The sequence below is a fragment of the Bradyrhizobium sp. USDA 3650 genome (genome assembly GCF_054057395.1).
The window spans coordinates 5699535-5721632 of sequence record NZ_JBSRZG010000001.1 but is presented as its reverse complement, the minus strand read 5'-3'; the positions used below and the strand labels follow the sequence as shown (position 1 = coordinate 5721632).

Genomic DNA, 22098 nt, shown 5'->3' with positions numbered 1-22098 from the left:
GACCAGCTTTCCTGCTCATTTCCTGGCCATGCGGCCAGTTACGCGATCGCCCGCGCCATCCCAGATTGAGGACAGCTTTACAGGAGCCTCCCATGACCGAACCCACCCCCCTGTCCTCACTGTCGTCCGCGCTCGCGGATGTGGTGGCGCGCGCCGCGCCGTCCGTCGTCGCCGTGCATTCGCATCGCTCCCGCGCCACCGGCTTCGTCTGGAAGCCGGGCCTGATCGTCACCGCCGACGAGGCGCTGGCCGATGAGGGCGACGTCGAGATGGGCCTCCCCGACGGCAGCACCGCAGCCGCCACGATCGCAGGCCGCGACCATACGACGGATATCGCCTTGCTGCGCGTCGATACAGCGCTGACCCCGGTCAAGCTGGCCACAATTGTCCCGCCGCTCGGCGCGTTCTCGATCGTCGTCGCCACCAACCGCGATGCCCCGAGCGCCGCGCTCGGAATGGTATCGGCCTCCGGCAAGAGCTGGCGCTCCTTGCGCGGCGGCGACATCGACGCGCGGATCGAGCTCGACGTCCGCTTGCGCTCCAGCCAGCAGGGCGGCCTCGCGCTCGATGCATCGGGCGAAGCCTTCGGCATGGCCGTGCTCGGCCCGAGGCGTGTGCTGGTGATCCCGACGGCCACGATCGAGCGGGTCGCGGCCCAGTTAGAGGCGCGCGGCCGCATCGCACGCGGATACCTAGGCCTCGGGCTGCAGCCGGTCCGGCTCGACGACGGCGTCGGCGCGATGGTGATGAATGTCGACAAGGCCGGCCCTTCGGCCGCGGCCGGCATCCGCCAGGGCGACGTCATCGTCGCGGTCAACGACCAGAAGCTGTCCGGCGTGCGTGCACTGTCACGGACGTTGGGTCCGGCGAGCGTGGGCACCGTGGTCGATATCGCGGCGCGCCGCGGCGGCGAACCGGTCAGTTTCAAGGTCACGATCGGCGAGAGGCCCGCGGCGTGAGCGAGGATATCGCGCCCGAGATCGTTCTGGCTTTGGAGATCGACGATCCCGCCCTCGCCGATCGCCTGGCTGCTCTGCTCGGCAATATCGCCGGGCTCCGCCTCGCCGAACCCGGCGAGAAGGCCGCAGCGGCGATCGTCACCCGCGATCCGCGCATCATGCCTGAGGACATCGCGCTGACACAGCGCGAGCTCGATGTGCTGGCGTTGATGGCGGAAGGTGGCTCCAACAAGATGATCGCGCGTCAGCTCGGCATTTCCGTCCACACCGTGAAATTCCATGTCGGCTCGCTGCTCGACAAGCTCGACGCCACCGGCCGAACCGATGCGGTGGCACATGCGGCACGCCGCGGCGTGATCGAACTCTAGGGCGGATGCGGCGGGAAGCTGAGCTGGACCGTCAGGCCCGGCGCGTTGTCGTGCAGGGCAATCCCGGCGCCATGGAGGCGAGCGACCGCGGCGACCAGGCTTAAACCAAGGCCGTTACCCGGGGTGTAGCGGCTCTGCTCCAGCCGATAGAAGCGTTTGAACACGTGATCGCGCTGATCCGCCGGAATGCCTGGACCGTCGTCGACGATCGCGATCACTGCCCCCTCGTTGGCACTGCGGCAGGTGACGGTCACCTGCCCGCCCTTGCAGCCGTGCTTGATCGCGTTATCGACGAGATTGGCGACGGCGTCGAACAGAAGGTCGCGATCGCCAATAATCGGTACGTCGCGGTCGCCGCCCAGGCTGAGCCGGGTCGCGACCTGTTCGGCGGCGGCATCGTAGAGCTCGACGACCTCGCCGGCAATTTCGGCGAGATTGAGGGTGCGAAACGCGCTGCGGCGGGCACGGGTCTCGATCTCCGAGATGCGGGTGATGGAGGCGAACATGCCGAGCACGGCGTCGAGATCAGCGATGGTGTCGCCGATCAGCACCGCGTCGGCCTCGCCGTTGCGCGGGGCGTGATAGGCCTTTTCCAGCCGGCCGCGCATGCGCGTCAGCGGCGTGCGCAAATCATGGGCCACGTTGTCGCTGACCTGCTTGACCTCGCCCATCAAAGTCTCGATGCGGTCGAGCATCTGGTTGAGGTTTTCGGCGACACGGTCCCACTCGTCGTGACTGCCGCGCAAGGGAATGCGCTGGTCGAGGCCGGACATCATGATGGCGCGGCTGGTGGCGTTGATCTCCTCGATTCGCCCGACCGTGCGGCGCGTCACCAGCACCGCGGCGAGCCCCGCGAGCACCAGCATCAGCACCGCGACAGCGACCATTGCGAGCTCGATCATCGCGGTGAAACCGCTGTGATCGCCGGCATCGCCGACACGGTTCTGCACATAGGCGATCGTGCCGAAATAGACATAGGCCATAATCGCCGCGACGATCAGCCCGAACGCCGCGATCGCGATCAGCGCAAGGCGGAAGGTCGAGGAGCGGAGCGTTTTAGCCAGGAGCACGGAGACAATATCCGATGCCGCGGATGGTGTGGATCAGCGGATAGGCCTGGGCATCATCGACCTTGCGGCGGACGCGACCGACATAGACGTCGATGATGTTGGTGGAGGGATCGAAGTGCAGATCCCAGACATGCTGGAGCAGCATCGCACGCGAGACGACGCGGCCCTCGTTGCGGACGAGATATTCGAGCAGCTGGAATTCCCGCGGCAACAGCGGAATCTTCCGGCCGCGGCGGCTCGCGCTCCGCGCTATCAGGTCGATGGCGAGATCGCCGACCCGCAGGATCGTCTCCTTGGCAACGGTGTCGCTGCGCCGGCCGAGTGCCTCCAGCCGCGCCAGCAATTCGGTGAAGGAGAACGGCTTGACGAGATAATCGTCGCCGCCGGCGCGCAAGCCGCGCACGCGGTCGTCGACCTCGCCGAGTGCGGAGATGATCAGGAACGGCGCGGCGATGCCGTCGTCGCGCAACTGGCGCATCACGCTGATGCCGTCGATGTCGGGCAGCATGCGGTCTATGGCGATCACGGCATAGTCGCGCGCGGCGCCGTGGCTGAGGGCTTCGCGCCCCGTGGCGGCGAGATCGACGTCGTAGCCAGAAATCGTCAGCTCCTCGACGAGCTGGCCTGCGGTTTCCGCATCGTCCTCGACGACCAGAATGCGGCGGTGAGCTCCCGTCATGACAAACTCCGCGCGACGATCGCCACCAGACTATCCCGTTCCGGGGCTGAGCGGAACCGTCCGATGACGATCGCGACAATGGTGCGGTACGGCGATGCTAGTACCAACTGTCTCCGCACACATTGACCCATTGCCACCCATAGGGCGTCAAGCTCCTGCGCCAGCAGCCGTCATTGTAGCCGGCATAGTAATAGGGCGCACCGAAGACGGCGAAACGACGGAAGTGATGGTGGTGGAAGGCATGGTGGCCGTGCCAGCCGGCACCGGCAAAGCGTGGTCCGATCGCGCCATGCGCAAAGCGCGGTCCACCGAAGCCTGCTCCGCCAACATGGGCAAAGCGCGCACCGCCCATGCCGCCCACATGCATGCCGCCGAAGCCACCGGCGTGCATACCGCCACCGAAATGGCCACCACCGCCGAAATGTCCGCCACCGCCGAAGCCGCCATGTCCGCCACCACCGCCACCTCTGGCGAGCACCGGTGAAGCGAGCGCCATCACCGCTGCGATCGTCACCGCGGTGAGGCCTTTGAGAAGCCTGTTGTCCATCGAAGCATCCTCCGTGCTGCGCGACAATATTCTGCCGCGCGAGGAGGCTCAGATGAGGAGAAGGCGCGGCCTCCTTCAACTTACAAATGCGCCAGATTCTGACGCGGGAGTTAAGGAGACGGACCCGCGCTCTCTCCTCGTCATTGCGAGGAGCCCTTGCGACGAAGCAATCCAGAGTCCCGCTGTGGAAAGATTCTGGATTGCTTCGCTGCGCTCGCAATGACGACGCGGATAGAACTCTTAATACATCGAGTAGCTCAACACGCGGAGACGCTCCGACCTCTCCCCGCAGAAGAGCGGGGGGAGGTTAGAAGCTACGCCCGCTTGCCGCCGTTCTTCTCGGCCGCGCGGCGCAGCGCTTCGGCGAGCGCACCGCCGCCGCCGGAAGACTCCTGCTGGCGCGGGGCCGACGACGTCATGCGGGACGGGTTGCGCGGGCTGTTGTCCCGCTGCATGCCAGGCGCGTCCTTCTTGGCGCCGACCTCGTCGTCGAGCCGCAGCGTCAGCGAGATGCGCTTGCGCGCGACCTCGAAGTCCAGCACCTTGACCTTGACGATGTCGCCGGGCTTCACCACCTCGCGCGGATCCTTGATGTAGGTCCTGGACATCGCCGAAATGTGCACCAGGCCGTCCTGGTGCACGCCGATGTCGACGAAGGCGCCGAACGCGGCGACGTTGGTCACCGTGCCCTCGAGGATCATGCCCTTCTTGAGGTGCTTGATCTCCTCGACGCCGTCCATGAACACAGCGGCCTTGAACGCCGGACGCGGGTCGCGGCCGGGCTTCTCGAGCTCGCGCAGGATGTCCGTGACGGTCGGCAGACCAAACGTCTCGTCCACGAAGTCTTTCGGCTTCAGCGTGCAAACGATGTCGCTGCTGCCGATCAGCGCCTTGATGTCGCTCTTGGTGGCGCTGAGAATCCGGCGCACCACCGGATAGGCTTCCGGATGCACGCCGGAGGCGTCGAGCGGGTCCTCCCCGCCGAGGATGCGCAGGAAGCCCGCGCACTGCTCGAACGCCTTGGGGCCGAGCCGCGGCACGTCCTTCAGCGCCTTGCGCGATTTGAACGGCCCGTTGGCATCGCGGTGTGCCACGATGCTCGACGCAAGGCCGGAACCGACGCCCGACACGCGCGCGAGCAGTGGTGCGGACGCGGTGTTGACGTCGACGCCGACGGCGTTCACGCAGTCTTCGACCACGGCGTCGAGTGATTTGGCGAGCTTGGCCTGGCCAAGGTCGTGCTGATACTGGCCGACGCCGATCGCCTTGGGTTCGATCTTGACGAGCTCCGCGAGCGGATCCTGGAGCCGCCGCGCGATCGAGACCGCGCCGCGCAGGGTGACGTCGAGTCCGGGCAATTCCTCCGAGGCAAAAGCCGAGGCCGAATAAACCGACGCGCCGGCTTCCGACACCACGATCTTGATCATCTTCAAGTCGGGCAGGCCCTTGACGAGGTCGGCCGCTAGCTTGTCGGTCTCGCGCGAGGCGGTGCCGTTGCCGATCGCGATCAGCTCGACGCGATGTTTCAGCGCGAGCTTGCCGAGGATCGCAAGCGCCTCGTTCCACTGCCGCTGCGGCTCGTGCGGATAGATCACGGCGGTATCCACCACCTTGCCGGTCGCGTCGGTGACGGCGACCTTGACGCCGGTGCGGAAACCGGGATCGAGGCCCATGGTGACGCGGGTGCCGGCCGGCGCGGCCAGCAGCAAGTCGCGCAAATTGGACGCGAACACGCGCACGGCCTCGGTCTCGGCCGCATTCCACAGCCGCATGCGCAGATCGATGTTGAGATGCACCTGGATCTTGGTGCGCCAGGCCCAGCGCACGGTGTCGATCATCCAGCGGTCGCCGGCGCGCTTGAGGTCGGCGATGCCGAACCGCTTCATGATCTTCAGCTCATAGACGCTCGGCACGCCCGGCGGCGATGCTTCGGTCTCGGCCTGGATCTGGAGGTCGAGGATCTCTTCCTTCTCGCCGCGGAACATCGCGAGGATGCGGTGCGAGGGCAGTTTCGTCAGCGGCTCGGAGAACTCGAAATAGTCGGCAAACTTTTCGCCCTCGGTCTTCTTGCCGTCGCGTACCTTGGATGCCATGCGCGCATTGGTCCACACCTCCTCGCGAAGCGCGCCGATCAAATCGGCGTCTTCGTCGAAACGCTCGACCAGGATGGCGCGGGCGCCGTCGAGTGCCGCAGCGGCATCGGCAACGCCCTTCTCTGCATTGACGAAGGCTTCGGCGACGACCTTCGGATCGTTGGTGGGCTCGGCCATGAGCTGATTGGCGAGCGGCTCCAGGCCGGCTTCCTTGGCGATCTCGGCCTTGGTGCGGCGCTTCGGCTTGAACGGAAGATAGATGTCTTCGAGGCGCGCCTTGCTGTCGGCGGCGAGAATGGAGGCTTCCAGCGCGGCATCGAGCTTGCCCTGCTCACGGACCGATTCGAGGATGGCCTTGCGGCGGTCCTCGAGCTCCCGCAGGTAGCCCAGGCGCTCCTCCAGCGTGCGCAATTGCGCGTCGTCGAGCGCACCGGTTGCTTCCTTGCGGTAGCGGGCGATGAAGGGAACCGTGGCGCCGCCGTCGAGCAGCGCCACTGTCGCCTCGACCTGCTCCGCCCGAACCCCAAGCTCCTGCGCAATTTTCTGGTTGATATTTGCCACGCGAGAACCCCTCTATCCAAGCACGCATCGCGGAGGCGAACCACCGGCTGCGGGACGCCGCTTATGGACCAATCGGGGTTGATTCATCAAGGTGCGGCGAACGACCGTCGACAGGGGATTTTTTGCCGAAGCGATGCGATCTCGCCACAATCGTGGGTGCGACGCAGGCGACGCACATACTCCGCCGTCGTCCTGGCGAACGCCAGGACGACGGTGGGGATTGCCTCGACACCTTGACAGCAGCCCCGGTTCGACGGCTGTTTTGTCGGCCGGGCTCCTGAACCCCATGTGAGGACTAAAATGCGGACGACATCGGTCGGCGTCTTCAGGATCGCCACCAAGGGCCCCGGCGACGTCTCCGGATTGATCAGCATGATCGCCTCCGGCGCGATCGATCCGGCATCCATCCTGGCGATCCTCGGCAAGACCGAAGGCAATGGCGGCGTCAACGACTTTACCCGGGAATATGCCGTTGCCGCGCTGTGCACGGCGCTGGCGCCGCAGCTCGGCATGTCGCCGCAGGAGGTCGAGCAGCGCATCGCCTTCGTGATGTCCGGCGGCACCGAGGGCGTGCTCAGCCCGCACATCACCGTGTTCACGCGCAGGGAGGTCCCGCAGCGCCCGGCAGGCATCTCCGGCAAGCGGCTGAGTATCGGCATGGCACACACACGGGATTTTCTCCCTGAAGAGCTCGGGCGCTCCGCTCAGATCACGGAGACAGCCGACGCCGTTAAGGCCGCGATGGCGGATGCCGGCATCACCGATCCCGCCGACGTCCACTTCGTGCAGATCAAGTGCCCGCTGCTCACCAGCGAGCGCGTCGCGGCGGCGAATGCGCGCGGCCATAAGACGGTGACGATTAGCGCCTACAGCTCGATGGCCTATTCGCGCGGCGCCTCCGCGCTCGGGGTTGCGGTCGCGCTCGGCGAGATCGCAATCGACATGCGAGACGACGACGTGCTGCGGCGCTACGATCTGTTCTCGAACGTCGCCTCGACCTCGTCCGGAATCGAGCTGATGCACAACGTCGTCATCGTGCTCGGCAATTCGATGTCCTCGACGAGCGAATACGAGATCGGGCATGCCGTGATGAGCGATGCGATCGACGCCGCCGCGGTGCTTGCGGTGCTGGAGAGCGTTGGGCTCCGTGCCGCGCCGCAGACGACGACCGGCCGCGAGCTCGTCAACGTCTTCGCGAAGGCCGAGGCCTCGCCTGATGGCACCGTGCGCGGCTTCCGCCACACCATGCTGGAAGATACCGATATCAGCTCGACACGGCACGCCCGGGCTGCCGTGGGCGGACTGATTGCCGGCCTTGCCGGCACCGGTGCGGTCTACGTCTCCGGCGGCGCCGAGCACCAGGGCCCCGCCGGCGGCGGGCCGGTCGCGGTGATCGCAAAGCTCTCGAATTGATGCGCGCGCATGCAATGGAGGATTACCTCTCCATCCGGCGCAACCCTGCCCTTCGCGCCGCCTCAGTTGATTAAAGTGTTTCCGTGCGAAACTAAGATGGCGCCGCACGAAGGGGTTTGGACCGCATGACTTTTCCGATGAGCTGGAACGAATGGGCGCAGCACGATGGCGTGGGGCTGGCCGCGCGCGTCCGCAAGGGCGAGCTTACGGCAAAGGAGCTGGCGCGCCAGGCCGCTGCAGGCGTTGCCAAGGTCAATCCGGCTCTGTCGGGCGTGGTCGAGCTGTTCGATGACGTGATCGCCGATCCGGCCAAGGACGGCGCCAATCTCGCCGGCCCGTTCGCCGGCCTGCCCTTCCTGATGAAGGACCTCGGCCCGACCATGAAGGGCCGGCTGCAGGAGATGGGCTCGCTGTTGATGCGCGGCAATCGCGCCAGTGCCGACACGTTCCTGACCGGCAAATTCCGCCAGGCCGGACTGAACCTGATCGGACGCACCACGACGCCGGAATTCGGCGTCTGCAGCTCGGCCGACAATCCGGCCGTCTATGTCACGCGCAATCCCTGGGATACCGACTACACCACCTGCGGCTCGTCGGCCGGTAGCGCCGCGATGGTCGCGGCCGGCGTGGTGCCGATCGCGCATGCGACCGACGGCGGTGGCTCGATCCGCATTCCCGCCGGGGTCAACGGCAATATCGGCCTGAAAGTCTCGCGCGGCGTGTTCTCGCTCGCGCCGCACATGTCCGATCTCACCGGCCTGGTCTCGATCCAGGGCTGCCAGTCGCGCTCGGTGCGCGACACCGCCGCTTTCGTCGATCATGCAAGGGGAGCCGCGCCCGGCGAGTTCATGCCGTTCTGGACGACGGCGCAGCCTTATTCCGAGATGATCAAGCGCGACCCCTCAAAGCTTCGCATCGCGCTGTCGCATAGCTGGGGCGACTACACCGCGACGCCAGAGATCGCGGCCGAGCTGGCGAAGGCCGGCCGCTTCCTTGAAGGCCTCGGCCACCACGTCGACTACGCTCTGCCCGAGCTCGACTTCCGCGCCGCGTTCGAGGCGCAGACCACCTGTTACATCTCGAATTTTGCCGTGGTGATCTCCAACATGCTCGCCGCGCGCGGATTGGAAAAGCCGCCGGAAGATCTGATTGAGCCGATGAATATCCGGATTTGGGAAGCCGGCCGGCATACGAGCTTCGCCGAGCGGGCGAAGATGCAAGGCGTGTTCAACACGACCTCGCGCGCCTTCGGCGCCTTCTTCGAGCAGTGGGACGTGATCCTGACGCCGATCACCGCGCTGCCGACGCCGAAGGTCGGCACCAGGGAATATCTCACCATCTCCGACAATCCTGACGTGCTCGACTGGTTCGGCAATCTCTGGCGCTTCTTCGCCTTCACGCCGCTCGCCAATCTCTGCGGCATGCCGGCGATCTCGATGCCGATGGCCACGCAAGATCACGGTCTGCCGCTGGGCATCCAGGCGATTGCGAAACAGGCCAATGACGGCTTACTGCTGCAACTCGCCGCCCAGATCGAGCGCGCGCTCGACGGCAAGTGGAACGACGGCAGGAAGCCGAGGGTTCATGTGAGCTGAGTGAGTTGATCGCATTAACTTGCGATCCGCTAACTGCCTCAGTTCTTCACCGTCGGAATTTCCTCCGGCCGGGGCTGCTGCTGGCCCTGCTGGTACATTGCCAGCGCCTTTTCGAGCGCTTCGCGCAGCGCCAGCGCCGCGGCCACGCTGCAGCGCAGATGCGCGGTCTGGACCACGTCGACCCTGACGGCGGCGCCGACCGGCATCAACAAATTGGCCGCAAGCTCGATCTGGATCGCGCCGTTGTGGTGGCCGAAGCAGGATGCACCGTCGAAATAGATGATCGGCGCCCGCTCCGAGCTCGAGGTCGAAATGATGACGGGCCCCTGGCTGGTGGCGGGCGTTTCGGGATCGGCCATGGGCACTCCTTGCGGCTAGTCGAACGAACGAGGCGCCCACCATCGTTGCTTCGGCCCGCCCTGTCGAGGCCAAACCGCTCCCGGCACGCCTGCCGTGGGACGCGCATCCGGGGTTTTGCGCCGCGCCCGCCACTGGTCTAGAACGTCCTCATGTCCAGCTCACCGACCACACTTTCGTTCGAGGAAATCGCCGAGGCGATCAAGGGCCGCCGCTCCGATTACGGCCATATCAGCGGGCTCCAGCTCGACCGCTTCGCACCGCGCGAGGCCTGGTCCAGCCTGCCCTACCGTCCCGTCTTCGTCGGCGACACCGAGACCGGCGTGCTGCATGGCGGCGTCGTCACCGCGATGCTGGACGAGAGCTGCGGCATGGCGGTGCAACTTGCGCTCGACGGCACGAGCGCGATCGCGACCCTCGATCTGCGCATCGACTACCAGAAGCCGGCGACGCCGGGCCTCGACATCAAGGCGCATTCGGTCTGCTACCGCACCACGCGCTCGATCGCCTTCGTGCGCTCGACCGCGTATCAGGAATCCGAGGACGATCCGGTTGCGACCGCCACCGCCTGTTTCATGATCGGTGCCAACCGCACCAACATGCTCGCGGACCGCAGGATGGACTCCCGCCACATCCCGACGCTGGAGGCGCCGGACGATCCGGAAGGCCCGTTCGCCAACAGCCCGTTCGCGCGCTGCCTCGGCATTCGCGTCAACGACGACGACACACTGACGATGCCGTTCTCGCCAAAGATCATCGGCAACCCGATCCTGCCTGCGATCCATGGCGGCATGACCGGCGCCTTCCTCGAGACCACCGCGATCTTCGGAGTGGCGCGCGAACTCGGCGCAGCCGCGCTGCCCAAGCCGATCGGCCTGACCGTCAACTATCTGCGCTCGGGCCGCGCGCTCGACACGTTCGCCAACGTCTCGATCGTGAAGCAGGGCCGGCGCATCGTCGCCTTCGAGGCGCGGGCCTGGCAGGACGATGCGAACAAGCCGATCGCCACCGCCTTCGGCCATTTCATGCTGCGGCCGACGCCCGGAAACGACGAGGAATAGGCGCATTTTCCCTTGACGGCCAAGGTCTGGGCCACAACGATAGTGCGTTCCCGCGAGAGGTATTGGGTTGCGGCATCCGTTCGACATCATCGCCATGTTCGCCGCGCTCTGGCTGCTGGCAGCGATGGTGCTCGACGCGCTGACGCCGAAGGAGCTGACGACGGTGATGATCGGCATCGCCATCGGACCCGCCGTCGTCATCACCGCCGTGTTCTACTATCTGCGCTGCCCGCGCACCGATTTCGCGGTGATGTTCGCAGCACTCTGGTTGATCTCCGACATCGGCATCGCATTCATCTCCCCGGCGCAGCTGCCGCATTTCCTGATCGCGCTCGGCTTCGTACCGGCGCTGCTGATCGGCATCGTGCTGCACTGGCAACGCTTCCAGCGCCGCCATGAGCGGCTGCCCGTGCCGTCAGCCAAGCGGGGTTAGCGCGGTTCGTAGCCGGTCAACGTCTCGACCGCGCGAGCCACGATTTGCTCCTCATCCCAGTGAAGACGTTCGAAGGACACCGCGATCCGTCCTGTTGCATCAAGAATGAAGAGTTCGATGCGGTGACGGTTCACGAGCGATTCGCCAAAATTGACACCAAGCTCGAAATATGAGCGCAGCGCGTCGTTCCCCTCGACGGCTCGTAGCAACCGGTGATCTTCGTCCATACGCACGGCACGGTCCTGGCCATAGACCCGCAACCGTTCGGCCCTATCGAACGCCGGATCATACGTGATCGCAGCCGTACGGATCCGTCCCGCGAGTCCCCGCGCGCCGAGCAACGCCTGGACGCGTCCCAGCTTCGTGACGCTGAGCGAGCACTTCATCGGATTATCGCAACGAGTATAGAAGAAGACCACGATGGCCGGGTTGCCACTGAAGAACTCTAGGAAACTCACCGATTTCCCGTCTTGATCCTGCATCAGGATGGAATCGATCGAGCAAGGCTCCAGGTTCGCCATCGGCGCCCGGATCGAGACATTACCGGCCGCCGGTAAGCCACCGCAGCATGAAGGAACGGCACTGTCGGGCTCGCGGATGGCCTTCAGCGCCCGATCGAGATCGAGCCGCAACTTCCGTGACAGACCGAGCTCCGCCCGCCAGCCCTCGAGCTGGTGTTGAACGGCTTGCGCCTTCGAACCGAGCCAAGCGAGCACGGCCAGCAATTCCGATACCGCACTGGTCCCGGTGGACGATGTCGCATACTCGCCATACCTCTCGAACGAAACCGGCTCGTCATGGAATCGAATCCGGCTGAGCGCCCGCGCGACAAAGGGCGCAAAGGCTTCGTTCGGCTTCGAATAAGAACGCAATGCGCGCGCGGCCGCGGCGACCAGGTAAGCATCGATACCCGTATCCAGCTCTTCGAGCACGAAGATCAGCGCTTGATCTGAGAGTCCAGCGCGCGCCAGAGCAAGGAGAATCCAGCCTCGCATCTGTACGACAGTCGCTGTCCCTCGCCCGGCGTAGACGGGATGCTCTTCGCGCAGAAGATCCGCGAGCTCCGCACCACCGACCGGATCGGCGGCGAGCGTGTCGACCAGATCGGCGAACCGGTCTTCCGACATCACGCGCGCTGCGTCGCCGGAAATAGTCATCCTACTGATCGTACTTGCTGAGGAAGCGGCGCGCGGACTGCTTGTACTTTGCCGGCGTTTTGGACGAGTTGAAGCGAGTCACACTCCGCATCAGGACTTTGTCCTTGGCGAGCGCGGCATCATCGCCGAACTGCTCCAAAGCGGTCAAACTCGTGGCTTTGATGTCCGAATAGTCCGATTTGTCCTTCAGTATCTTGAGCGCCTGCTGTTGCAGTTTTTGCGGATTCAACGAGTGCAATGCAGAGGCAGCGAGCTGCCGGTTTTCGCGTAACTCCTTTTTGTCGCGGAGCATCTTCTCGAACAGCGGCGCCGACTTGGCATCGGCCGCTAACAGACGCAGTGCCTCGCGCTTCGCGTCCTGGTTCGGCGGCTTTTTCACGATCGCGCGCGCTATCGAGTACGCACCGGCATGAGCGTCGTTGCCGAGGAGCTGAAGCGCCTTCTCGGGCGGGAGCAGCGCCTTGGCAGGGTTCCTCAGGCCGTCCAGGAGCTTCTCTTGCGCAAATCCATCCTTGTTGCGCATGAGAATACCGAGCGACCGCCGCCGCAGTTGCTCATGAGAATCGGTCGAGACCTCGCGTAAGGCCGCAATGTAGTCCGCATTGACGGATTCGAAATTGGGGACACTGAAGGCCGCCGCGCCGAGCGATTGCAGCGCGGCCATCCGCACCTCGATGACCTTGCCGGAGTCGCACAAGACCTTCAATAGACGCTGAACATCGTCGGTGCTCTCCGCTACCTGGACAGGGGCCGGGGCGGAGGTTTTTCGCTTTCGCGTCGCGACCTTCTTCTTTGCGGCCTTCTTTGCAACTTTCCGCTTCGTTGCCATCATCTCATCTCCCCGCGCAGGCGCGCGCTAGATCTGCACGTCATCATAGCCGAATCCCATGTTGGATGCCGCATTGATGGCGCCGAGGTAATCGATGCAGTCCTTGACATGCGGCTGCAGCCCCGGCGCCGCGACGCAGGGTGATGTGGCCAACGTCCCGCCCGGCGCGTCCGGGGGACGAGTGGGGTCCGCGGGGCTGGTGATGCCGTTCCACGGCCACATGGTATCATTCAGCCTGTGGCCCGGCCGACTGGTTGGTCTCTCGTCGAACGACGCCGCGGTCGCCGGATCGAAACGTCCATTCTGGCGTTGCCACTTTGCCCACAGTCGATCGACGTTGCAGTGAAGCAGGAAAAACAACGGGTCCTTCGCCGCGGTCGTGGGATTCTGGATAGAGCCGCCAAAGCTGGTGTGCGCAAGGCCGTGCGGATTTCCCTCCATGCCCCGGAAGGCGCGAAACTGATTGCCCAGCGCCAGCGTTTGCGCTTCCTTCATCGGATTTGGAGGAGCCTGCGATGTGGGAAAGTCCGGGGTACGATTGATTCCGGGAGTGCCGTCCGTCGCCCAGAATTCCAGCGGATTACCATTGCGGAATTTAACGGTGCCATTTGCGTCGGACTCGCCTAGGAAGTCGCGTGTAAAAACGTTCGGAGCGGGCTGGTCGAAGCGCCAATAGGGGAGCGCCACACCCGGATCGATCGCTTGAAGCTCACGCTCGAGGTCGAGCAGATAGGCGCGATGCCATGGCAGGAAACCGGGCGCCGCATGCGCCTGCGGATAGCCGGGCGCCTTGTGCATGTTATTGAAATCCGCGAAGCGGCCGAGGCCCTGGTTATTGAGCTTGGCAAACGCCGCGATGAACCGATCGCGCTCGCCGTTCGTGAGCTTGTTGGCATTCTTGCGGATGCGCACCATCAGTTGGGACGATCCGACGAGCGTGTTTCCCACGCGTGCCTCGAGCTTGACGTCGTCGGAGTTGGTACTGGGCTGGCCAAATTTCCCGGCAACGAAGAACGGAACCGTTGTGCCGTTCGTCGGGACGGTCAGAGTGAGGCTGCTCGCTAACGCTCCAGTCGTGCCGCTGCGAAATCCGACTCCACCGCCATTTGCCGCCGATACGGAGGCAAGTTTAACGCTGACCGTTGACGCGTTGGCGCCAGACGGGTCAGTCACGCGAATCCGGCACGGAGACGGCACCCATGCAACGAAGCGCGCTTCTGGAGCTGTACTGTTGTTGATCTGCAGTTCGACGTTCATAAATGCGCCCTCCCCGAAAATTGGGCGACCCGAACAACATTCTCTGCGAGTAACAAATCACGATACAATCACATCGTGCAGATAGCAAGTTGATCGGCCGCGACCGAATGCCCTCCGGCCGGCGGGGGGCACCGGCCGGAGGGCTTCGCGTCGTGGCCGGAGACGAGCCGGGATACGCCGACGATGCGCGCCTTAGCGCCGCAGCAAATTGGTCTTGGCGAGATCGACGACCTCGTCGCCGCGGCCGTTCATCACGGCGCGCAAGACCCAGAGGCTGAAGCCCTTGATCTGTTCGGGCGTGATGGTCGGCGGCATCGACAGCTCTTGCTTGGCGGTGACCACATCGAGCAGCGCCGGCCCGTCGTGGGCCAGGATGTCCTTCATCGCGCCCGGGAGCTCGCCGGGATCCTCGACGCGCCGCGCAAAGATACCCATCGCACGCGCCATCGCAGCGAAGTCCGGATTCTCCAGATCGACATTGGTGTCGACGAAGCCGGCCGCCTTCATCTCCAGTGCGACGAAGCCGAGCACGCCGTTGTTGAAGATGACGACCTTCACCGGCAGCTTCATCTGCGTCAGCGTGATCAGATCGCCCATCAGCATGGTGAAGCCGCCGTCGCCGGAGAGCGAGATCACCTGGCGGCCGGACTGCGCGGCCTGCGCGCCGATCGCCTGCGGCATGGCATTGGCCATCGAGCCGTGCACGAACGAGCCGATCAGCCGGCGGCGGCCGTTCATGTCGAGATAGCGCGCGGCCCACACCGTCGGCGTGCCGACATCGGCGGTGAACACCGCATCATCGCTCGCGTGATCGCTGATGACCTTTGCGAGATATTGCGGATGGATCGGCTTGGCTCCGGGCGTGCCCTTGGCGAGCGAGTCGAGGCCCTCGCGTGCTTTCTTGTAGTGCGCGATCGCATCGTCGAGATGCCTGCGCTGCGTCTTGGCCTTGAGCAGCGGCAGCAGCGCCTCGATGGTGAGCTTGACGTCGCCGACGAGGCCGAGATCGATCTTGCAGCGACGACCGAGATTCTCCGGGCGGATGTCGATCTGGGCGACCTTCGCATCAGTCGGGAAGAACTGCTTGTAGGGAAAATCAGTGCCGAGCATCACCAGCGCGTCGCAGGCGTGCATGGCGGCATAGCCGGAGGAGAAGCCGATGAAGCCGGTCATGCCGACGTCGTAGGGATTGTCGTATTCGACGTGCTCCTTGCCGCCGAGCGCATGCACGATCGGGCTCTTCAAGGCTTCCGCGAGTTGCATCAACGGCGCATGCGCACCGGCGCAGCCGCGGCCGCAGAACAGGGTGATGCGTTCGGCGCCGTTCAAGAGGTCCGCAAGCGCCTTCAGCTCATCGGCCTGCGGCACGATTTTCGGCGCCGACAGTGCAAGGCCACGCGCCGTCGACAGCGCGCGCTTCGGTGGGCTGCGGAAGGCGACGTCGCCCGGCATGGCGACGACGGCGACGCCACGCATGCCGACCGCCGCGCGGATGGCGTTTTCCAGTACATAGGGCAGCTGACTCGAATCGGAGACCAGCTCGCAGTAATGGCTGCACTCGCGGAACAGGTTTTGCGGATGCGTCTCCTGGAAATAGCCGCTGCCGATCTCGGCGGTCGGGATTTGCGCCGCGATCGCCAGCACGGGAACGCGGCTGCGATGGGCGTCGAACAGGCCGTTGATCAGATGCAGATTGCCCGGACCACACGAGCCCGCGCATACCGCAAGGCTGCCCGTCATCTCCGCTTCGCCGGCCGCGGCGAAGGCCGCAACCTCCTCGTGCCGGACATGGATCCATTCGATCGTGCCGCGCCGCCGCAGCGCTTCGGTCAGCGCATTCAGGCTGTCGCCGACGATGCCGTAGATACGCTTGACGCCAGCCTGTTCGAGCGTTGCCACGAACAGATCGGCCACGTTGTTGATCGCCATGTCGGTCTCCTGATCTCGCTCCTGCGGCAAGATAGGATAACGCGCAACCGTGACGGCATCACGGCTTGTTTATTGCCGACTCAGTCTTTCGCAATCGCCCGATCGTAGGCCGCGATCGTCAAATTTGCGCGAGCGGCAACATCCGTTGCCGTCATGCCGGGTTTGTAGAGGCTGGAGCCCAGCCCGAACGCGGTGACGCCGCCCTTGATGTACTCCGCAAAGTTCTCATCGGAGACGCCGCCGACGGCGGCGATCATCACGCCGGCCGGCAGCACCGCGCGAATCGCGGCGATGCCGGATGCACCGAGCACGCTGGCTGGAAAGAACTTCAGGCCCGAGGCGCCGGAGCGCGCGGCAAGCAGCGCCTCGGTCGGCGAGAACACGCCCGGCAACGTCACCATGGCGTATTGGTGCGCACGCGTGAGCACCTGCGTATCGACATTCGGCGACACCATCAGCTTGCCGCCGACATCGTTGAGCCGATCGACATCCGCCGTGGTCAGCACCGTGCCGGCGCCGATCAGCACGCCCGCCGGCGCCTGTTTCACCGCTGTTGCGATGGAGCGGAACGGGTCAGGCGAGTTCAGCGGGATCTCGATCGCGGTCATGCCGGCCTCGATCAGCACGCCGACGATGGCCTCGGCTTCCTCCGGCTTGATGCCGCGCAGGATCGCGACCAGTGGCCGTTTCATCGCCGGAAAGGGAACGCTCATCTCAACAGTCCTCTCATTTCGTCCAGATCGCGGCAGCCGCCATCGACAGACCGCGGCGGACGGCTTCATCGGCATCGACCGGGTTCACGGTGACCGACAGCGCGTCGAAAGCCAGCCTGTACAACATCGCGAGCCGCCCCGAGGCAATCAGCGTGATTCCAGCTTTCGGCATCGCGCCGGAGAGCCCCGCCGCCAGCTCGACGCCGATCAACGTGCCCGACAGCGTTTCGCGCGCCGCGGCCGGTGTGCCCCCGAACAGGAGCTGACGCGACCGCGCACCGAACAGAAAATTGGCAGCGAAGGCCGGTGCCTCGTACGCTGCCTTCACCGCAGCCTGGAAGCTCGTGACATCCTCGGCGTCTTCGGCGCCCGCGACCGCAAGCGACAAAATCGTTTCGCGCGACACCACGCTGAAGAGCTCGCCGGTCATGAAGGTAGAGAAATGCGCGACAGTATCGTCCTTCAGGCGCACCCATTTCGAATGCGTACCGGGCATGCAGACCAGCGCTTCACCGGCGGCATCGAGCCCGAGCGCGCCGAGCAGCTGCGTCTCCTCGCCGCGCATCACGTCCGGCGCTTTTGCATCGCGCTGCGCGATACCCGGCAGGATGCGGATGTCGCGCGCTTCGCCCGGCACGCGCGCGGCCTGCTTCAGGACGGCCGCGAGCGGCGCCGGTGTATCGACATATCCGGCTTCGACCCAGCCCGTCTTGGCGCCGGCCATGCCACAGACCAGAACCGGCAGATGAGCTGGTGCTTCGACGGCGGCAAGATGCGATTGCAGCACGGCCGCGAAGCCGGTCTTTGCCGCCGCCAGCATGCCCTCGCCGCTGCGGCGTTCGGCCAGCACCACGCCGGTACGATCGATCAACCAGAGCCGGAAGCTGCTGGTGCCCCAGTCCACCGCGACGTAGGCGGGTTCGGTCATCTCGATTCTCGTCCTCGTCTCACCGGCAAGACGCCGTCTCGCGACGATGAGACGACATCAGGCAATTTCGCCCCGGAGATATCGGCTATTGCCGCCGCAAACCAGCGTTTTCTCGCAGGTCTGAGACGCTGTAGCGGTGGCACACCGCTTGCGGAGCGGTGGCACACCGCTTGCTCAAGCAACCCTGCTCACATCCGTGAACCGCGCAACAAGACGCGTCAATTGTGGAGAGGAAACCCATGGAGATCGGCTATTTCACGATGCCTTCGCACCCGCCGGAGTGCGGCCTGAAGGAAGGGAACGACTGGGATCTGCAGGTCATGCGCTGGCTCGACGAGCTCGGCTATCAGGAGGCCTGGGTCGGCGAACACCACACCGCGCCCTGGGAACCCAATCCCACGCCGGACCTGCTGATCGCGCAGGCGCTGATGCAGACCAAGAACATCCGCATCGGACCAGGCGGCTTCCTGCTGCCCTATCACCACCCGGCCGAGCTCGCCAACCGCGTCGCGATGCTCGATCATCTCTCCGGGGGGCGGCTCAATTTCGGCGTCGCCGCTAGCGGCCTGCCGAGCGACTGGGCCATGTTCAACGTCGACGGCATGAGCGGACAGAACCGCGACATGACGCGCGAGGCGCTGGAGATCATTCTGAAGATGTGGAGCGATCCCGCGCCCTGGACCTACAAGGGCAAATTCTGGACGGTGACCAAGCCGGACACGATGTTCGACTTCCTGAAACCCCACATCAAGCCGTTGCAGACGCCGCATCCGCCGATTGGCGTCGCCGGGCTGTCGAAGAATTCGGACACGCTGAAGCTCGCCGGCGAGCGCGGCTTCATTCCGATGAGCCTCAACCTCAACCCGGCCTATGTCGGCAGTCATTGGGATTCGGTCGTAGCAGGTGCCGCCAAGACCGGACGCAAGCCGGACCGCGCGGATTGGCGGCTCGTGCGCGAGGTGTTCGTCGCCGATACCGACGAGGAGGCGTGGAGGCTCTCGACCGGCGACATGATGGGCCGGATGATGGGCGAGTACTTCCTGCCGCTGCTCGGTCATTTCGGCTTCAAGGACTACTTGAAGCACGCGCCCGACGTGCCCGATAGCGACGTCACCGTCGAATATTGCGCCAAGCGGAACTGGATCGTCGGCTCGCCCGCGACCGTCGCCGAGAAAATCGAGAAGATCTACGAAGAGGTCGGCGGCTTCGGCGTGCTGCTGGTGTTCGGCTTCGACTACAAGCACAAGGCTGAAGCCTGGCATCACTCGCTGTCGCTGCTGAGGAACGAGGTGATGCCGCGCCTGAAGCATCTCGGCTCCGCGCAGAAGGCGGCTTGACCCGACGCGGGTGCGGCGCGATCGTGCCGCACCCGCATCCATTTCGGAGATTTCCGCGTGAGCGTGGACGCCAGTGCTTTCGACGCCAAGGATTTCAAGCAGGCGATGCGCCAGTGCGCCGGCGCCGTGGCGCTGGTGACTGTCGGCGCCGAGCACGGCAAGCGCACGGGGCTGACGGTGACCTCGGCCTGCTCACTGTCGGACAAACCGCCATCCCTGATCGTCTGCGTCAACCGCAACGCCAGTGCGCACGCGCGTATCCGCGAGGAAGGCGCGTTCGCGATCAACTTCCTGCATGAGGACCACGCTCTCCTGGCGCTCACCTTCAGCGGCCAGAAGGGCGTCAATGGCGACGACCGTTTTGCGTTCGGGGAGTGGACGCGCGGGGTGACCGGCGCGCCGGTGCTGACGGACGCGGTCGCCGCGTTCGACTGCGTGCTGGCGCAGGAATTCGAGACGACGACGCATTCGATCTTCGTCGGCGAGGTCCGCGGCGCATCGCATTCCGACGGCGCCGCGCCGCTGGTGTATCTGCGCAGCAGTTTCCACGTCCCTCACGAAATCCGCGGCACCGTCACAGTCGGAGATCTCGACTCGCGGCATCTGAGCTGGAGCGATTTTTCGTAGAGAGCCGCACTGACGGTGCGCTCTTCCCTTCTCCCCTTGTGGGAGAAGGTGGCGCGAAGCGCCGGATGAGGGGTATCTATCCGCATACACAAATGGCTGAGGTGAATGCGGACGCAGACCCCTCACCCGTCTCGCCGCTGTCGCGGCGAGCCACCCTCTCCCGCAAGGGGAGAGGGGAAGAACGTGCGCCGCATGCAGTTGAGGACTACTGCGTCGTCTCGATCTTCAACAGCTTGATCTTACGATACAGCGTGGCCCGGCTGAGTCTCAGTGCGCGCGCCGCTTCAGTTACACGGCCACCGTGCTTGCGTAGTGTCTCCACGATCGCCGCGCGCTCCGCCGCCGCGAGGTCCGCCTCCACCGCCCTTCCACCAAACGGCGGCAGATCTAGGTCGGCGTCGGTAATCACGCCATTCTCCGCCGTGCAGCCGGCGAGCCGCAGCACATGCCGGAGCTGGCGCATGTTGCCGGGATAGGGATAGGCCGCCAGTTGCGCCCAGGCCTCGTCCGAGAGGGAGCAGTTCGGCGCTTCCTCGCGCGCGATCTGGCGGATGACGTCGTCGCGGTCGGCGCGCTCGCGCAAGGCCGGCAGCCGCACCTCCATGCCGCGCAGACGAAAATAGAGGTCGGTGCGGAAGGCGCCCTCCTCGACCATGCGGCCGAGATCGCGATGGGTGGCGCTGATCAGGCGAATGTCGACCGGCACGGGCTTCAGCGCGCCGAGCGGCCACACTTCGCGGTTCTCCAGCACGCGCAACAGCCGCGTCTGCAGCGCGATCGGCATGTCGCCAATCTCGTCGAGGAACAGCGTGCCACCGTCGGCCTGCACGATCAGGCCCTTCGAGCCGTCGCGGCGTGCGCCGGTGAAGGCACCGGCCTCGTAACCGAACAGCTCGGCATCGATCAGGCTTTCCGGCATCGCCGCGCAGTTCAGCGCGACATAGTTGTGGCGCGCGCGATTGCCGGCTGCGTGAATGGCACGGGCGAACACATCCTTGCCGACGCCGGTCTCACCATGCAGCAACACCGGCAGATTGCGATCGCCGATGCTTCTAAGTCGCTTCACGCTCCTGATCAGGCCGGGATCGCGGCCGGCGAGCCGCTGCAGAGCATCGAAGCGATCGACCTGTGCATCGCGGCGCGGCGCGAGCGGACGGCTCGAGACCCTCGCCCGCAGCGGCGGCGCGACATGGCCGTGCCCCAACGGAGTGCCATCGGCCCGGCGCAGCTCGACGAGATCGTCTGCGTCGCGCGCGGCGGGATGGTCGAACTTGACGTAGCGCGACAGATCGATGCCGGATGCGATCAAACCGTCGGTGAGACCCAGCAGCGCGCGCGCCGAACGGCAGGCGCCGACGATACGGCGATCGTCGTCATAGGCGAGCAGGCCGCTGCCGCCATCGCCCGGAACGGTCGCGATCCATGCGTTGCGGAAATGACCGCGGAAGATCGCACCCTCCATGCGCCGCGTCGCCTCCATCGTCACCGCGAGCGCGAGCTGATGCGCCGTGCGTTCGAGGTCTTCGCGGCAGGAAGTGATGTTCACGGCGCCTGCGAGCCGTCCGGCCTGGTCGAATAGCGGCGTCACGGCGCAGGAAAACATGTGCCACTGCGCGCGAAAATGCTCGTCGCGATGCACCAGGATCGGCTTCTGCTCGGCAAGCGCGGTGCCGAGCCCGTTGGTGCCTTCGAAAGCCTCCGAAAAATTCGAGCCAGTGTAGATCTTCCAGTCCATGAACAGTCTTGCGTCGGCCTCGCCGGGCAAACGGCTGAACAGCATGGTTGCGTTCACGTCCGCCAGATTGACGCAATAGCCGGCGTCACGCAGCACACGGGCGAGATCGTCGAGCTCCGGTGTTGCGAGCCGGATCGTCTCCTCCATGGGTTCGGCAACGTGACGGATCTCGGCTTCGGTGAGCGTCTGCGGCGGCCCCTGACGGGCGGGGTCGAGCTTGTGGCTGACCAGGCAGCGCCGCCAGGAATTGGCAATACGCGAAGAGGCATCGACGTCGGCCAAGCGGTCTGTAACCTGATTGGCGACGGACAAGACGCGGGCGACATGGTTCGAGGCCGAAAGGCTGGCCATCGCGGACGTCTCCACCCTGTATTATTGTGCAAAGTCTGGCACCGCAGGCGGGGATGTCAATCGGGAGGGAGGGGAACTCCCTCCCGCAGTGCGGAAGGC

At 65.2% G+C, this 22098-nt stretch carries 20 protein-coding genes; 8 read left to right on the top strand and 12 right to left on the bottom strand.

Annotated features, from left to right (window positions below):
* Positions 1-92: 92 nt before the first annotated feature.
* Both ACVIN2_RS26875 and ACVIN2_RS26870 read left to right on the top strand, forming a co-directional pair.
* The gene (locus ACVIN2_RS26875; RefSeq protein ID WP_456767871.1) at positions 93-959 is read left to right on the top strand and encodes a S1C family serine protease; all 867 of its coding nucleotides are present in this window, start codon (positions 93-95) and stop codon (positions 957-959) included.
* Positions 956-1327, top strand: coding sequence for a response regulator transcription factor (locus ACVIN2_RS26870; protein ID WP_106945913.1), 372 nt, complete (start codon positions 956-958; stop codon positions 1325-1327). Before ACVIN2_RS26875 ends, ACVIN2_RS26870 begins: the two co-directional genes overlap by 4 nt.
* Here ACVIN2_RS26870 and ACVIN2_RS26865 read toward each other — a convergent pair.
* The 4 genes from ACVIN2_RS26865 to ACVIN2_RS26850 form a co-directional block, all read right to left on the bottom strand.
* Positions 1324-2397, bottom strand: coding sequence for a sensor histidine kinase (locus ACVIN2_RS26865; protein WP_456767870.1), 1074 nt, complete (start codon positions 2395-2397; stop codon positions 1324-1326). The genes ACVIN2_RS26870 and ACVIN2_RS26865 overlap by 4 nt on opposite strands.
* On the bottom strand, positions 2384-3076 hold the full coding sequence (locus ACVIN2_RS26860) for a response regulator transcription factor (RefSeq protein ID WP_456767869.1): 693 nt from the start codon (positions 3074-3076) through the stop codon (positions 2384-2386). Before ACVIN2_RS26860 ends, ACVIN2_RS26865 begins: the two co-directional genes overlap by 14 nt.
* 97 nt (positions 3077-3173) lie before the next feature.
* Positions 3174-3623, bottom strand: coding sequence for a hypothetical protein (locus tag ACVIN2_RS26855; RefSeq protein WP_247358050.1), 450 nt, complete (start codon positions 3621-3623; stop codon positions 3174-3176).
* Positions 3624-3937: 314 nt separating this feature from the next.
* On the bottom strand, positions 3938-6277 hold the full coding sequence (locus ACVIN2_RS26850; RefSeq protein WP_456767868.1) for a Tex family protein: 2340 nt from the start codon (positions 6275-6277) through the stop codon (positions 3938-3940).
* Between the two features lie 300 nt (positions 6278-6577).
* On the opposite strand from ACVIN2_RS26850, the gene atzD reads away from it, so the two are divergent.
* Positions 6578-7690, top strand: a complete 1113-nt coding sequence (gene atzD, locus ACVIN2_RS26845) for a cyanuric acid amidohydrolase (RefSeq protein WP_456767867.1) — start codon at positions 6578-6580, stop codon at positions 7688-7690.
* A gap of 125 nt (positions 7691-7815) precedes the next feature.
* Positions 7816-9285, top strand: coding sequence for an amidase (locus ACVIN2_RS26840; RefSeq protein ID WP_456767866.1), 1470 nt, complete (start codon positions 7816-7818; stop codon positions 9283-9285).
* A gap of 38 nt (positions 9286-9323) precedes the next feature.
* Here the strand turns inward: ACVIN2_RS26840 and ACVIN2_RS26835 are convergent, their stop codons facing one another.
* Positions 9324-9644, bottom strand: coding sequence for a hypothetical protein (locus ACVIN2_RS26835; protein WP_354061762.1), 321 nt, complete (start codon positions 9642-9644; stop codon positions 9324-9326).
* Between the two features lie 150 nt (positions 9645-9794).
* Between ACVIN2_RS26835 and ACVIN2_RS26830 the strand changes: the two genes are divergently transcribed.
* Together ACVIN2_RS26830 and ACVIN2_RS26825 are read left to right on the top strand one after the other, a co-directional pair.
* A complete protein-coding gene (locus ACVIN2_RS26830) occupies positions 9795-10703 on the top strand; it encodes a PaaI family thioesterase (RefSeq protein ID WP_456767865.1) in 909 nt (302 codons plus the stop codon).
* Positions 10704-10770: 67 nt separating this feature from the next.
* A complete protein-coding gene (locus ACVIN2_RS26825) occupies positions 10771-11136 on the top strand; it encodes a hypothetical protein (protein WP_456767864.1) in 366 nt (121 codons plus the stop codon).
* Here ACVIN2_RS26825 and ACVIN2_RS26820 read toward each other — a convergent pair.
* From ACVIN2_RS26820 to ACVIN2_RS26795, 6 genes are all read right to left on the bottom strand, one after another.
* Positions 11133-12293 carry an SCO family protein gene (locus ACVIN2_RS26820; protein WP_456767863.1) on the bottom strand — a complete coding sequence of 387 codons (1161 nt, stop codon included), beginning with the start codon at positions 12291-12293 and terminating at the stop codon, positions 11133-11135. The two genes, ACVIN2_RS26825 and ACVIN2_RS26820, sit on opposite strands and share 4 nt — an antisense overlap.
* Before the next feature lies 1 nt (position 12294).
* Positions 12295-13125: a hypothetical protein gene (locus ACVIN2_RS26815; RefSeq protein ID WP_456767862.1), complete on the bottom strand. Its 831-nt coding sequence runs from the start codon at positions 13123-13125 to the stop codon at positions 12295-12297.
* 24 nt (positions 13126-13149) lie between these two features.
* The gene (locus ACVIN2_RS26810) at positions 13150-14379 is read right to left on the bottom strand and encodes a tyrosinase family protein (protein ID WP_456767861.1); all 1230 of its coding nucleotides are present in this window, start codon (positions 14377-14379) and stop codon (positions 13150-13152) included.
* Positions 14380-14571: 192 nt separating this feature from the next.
* Positions 14572-16308, bottom strand: coding sequence for a ubiquinone-dependent pyruvate dehydrogenase (gene poxB, locus ACVIN2_RS26805; protein WP_456767860.1), 1737 nt, complete (start codon positions 16306-16308; stop codon positions 14572-14574).
* A gap of 80 nt (positions 16309-16388) precedes the next feature.
* On the bottom strand, positions 16389-17021 hold the full coding sequence (locus ACVIN2_RS26800; RefSeq protein ID WP_456767859.1) for a 2-dehydro-3-deoxy-6-phosphogalactonate aldolase: 633 nt from the start codon (positions 17019-17021) through the stop codon (positions 16389-16391).
* A 13-nt stretch (positions 17022-17034) separates the two neighbouring features.
* Complete coding sequence (locus ACVIN2_RS26795) at positions 17035-17949, bottom strand: 2-dehydro-3-deoxygalactonokinase (protein WP_456767858.1); 915 nt, start codon at positions 17947-17949, stop codon at positions 17035-17037.
* 239 nt (positions 17950-18188) lie between these two features.
* Between ACVIN2_RS26795 and ACVIN2_RS26790 the strand changes: the two genes are divergently transcribed.
* Both ACVIN2_RS26790 and ACVIN2_RS26785 read left to right on the top strand, forming a co-directional pair.
* Complete coding sequence (locus tag ACVIN2_RS26790; RefSeq protein WP_007596571.1) at positions 18189-19286, top strand: LLM class flavin-dependent oxidoreductase; 1098 nt, start codon at positions 18189-18191, stop codon at positions 19284-19286.
* 57 nt (positions 19287-19343) lie between these two features.
* Entirely contained in the window at positions 19344-19913 is a 570-nt protein-coding gene (locus ACVIN2_RS26785; RefSeq protein ID WP_456767857.1) for a flavin reductase family protein, read from the top strand.
* A gap of 205 nt (positions 19914-20118) precedes the next feature.
* Here ACVIN2_RS26785 and ACVIN2_RS26780 read toward each other — a convergent pair whose 3' ends face one another.
* Entirely contained in the window at positions 20119-21999 is a 1881-nt protein-coding gene (locus ACVIN2_RS26780; protein ID WP_456767856.1) for a sigma-54-dependent Fis family transcriptional regulator, read from the bottom strand.
* Between the last annotated feature and the right edge of the window lie 99 nt (positions 22000-22098).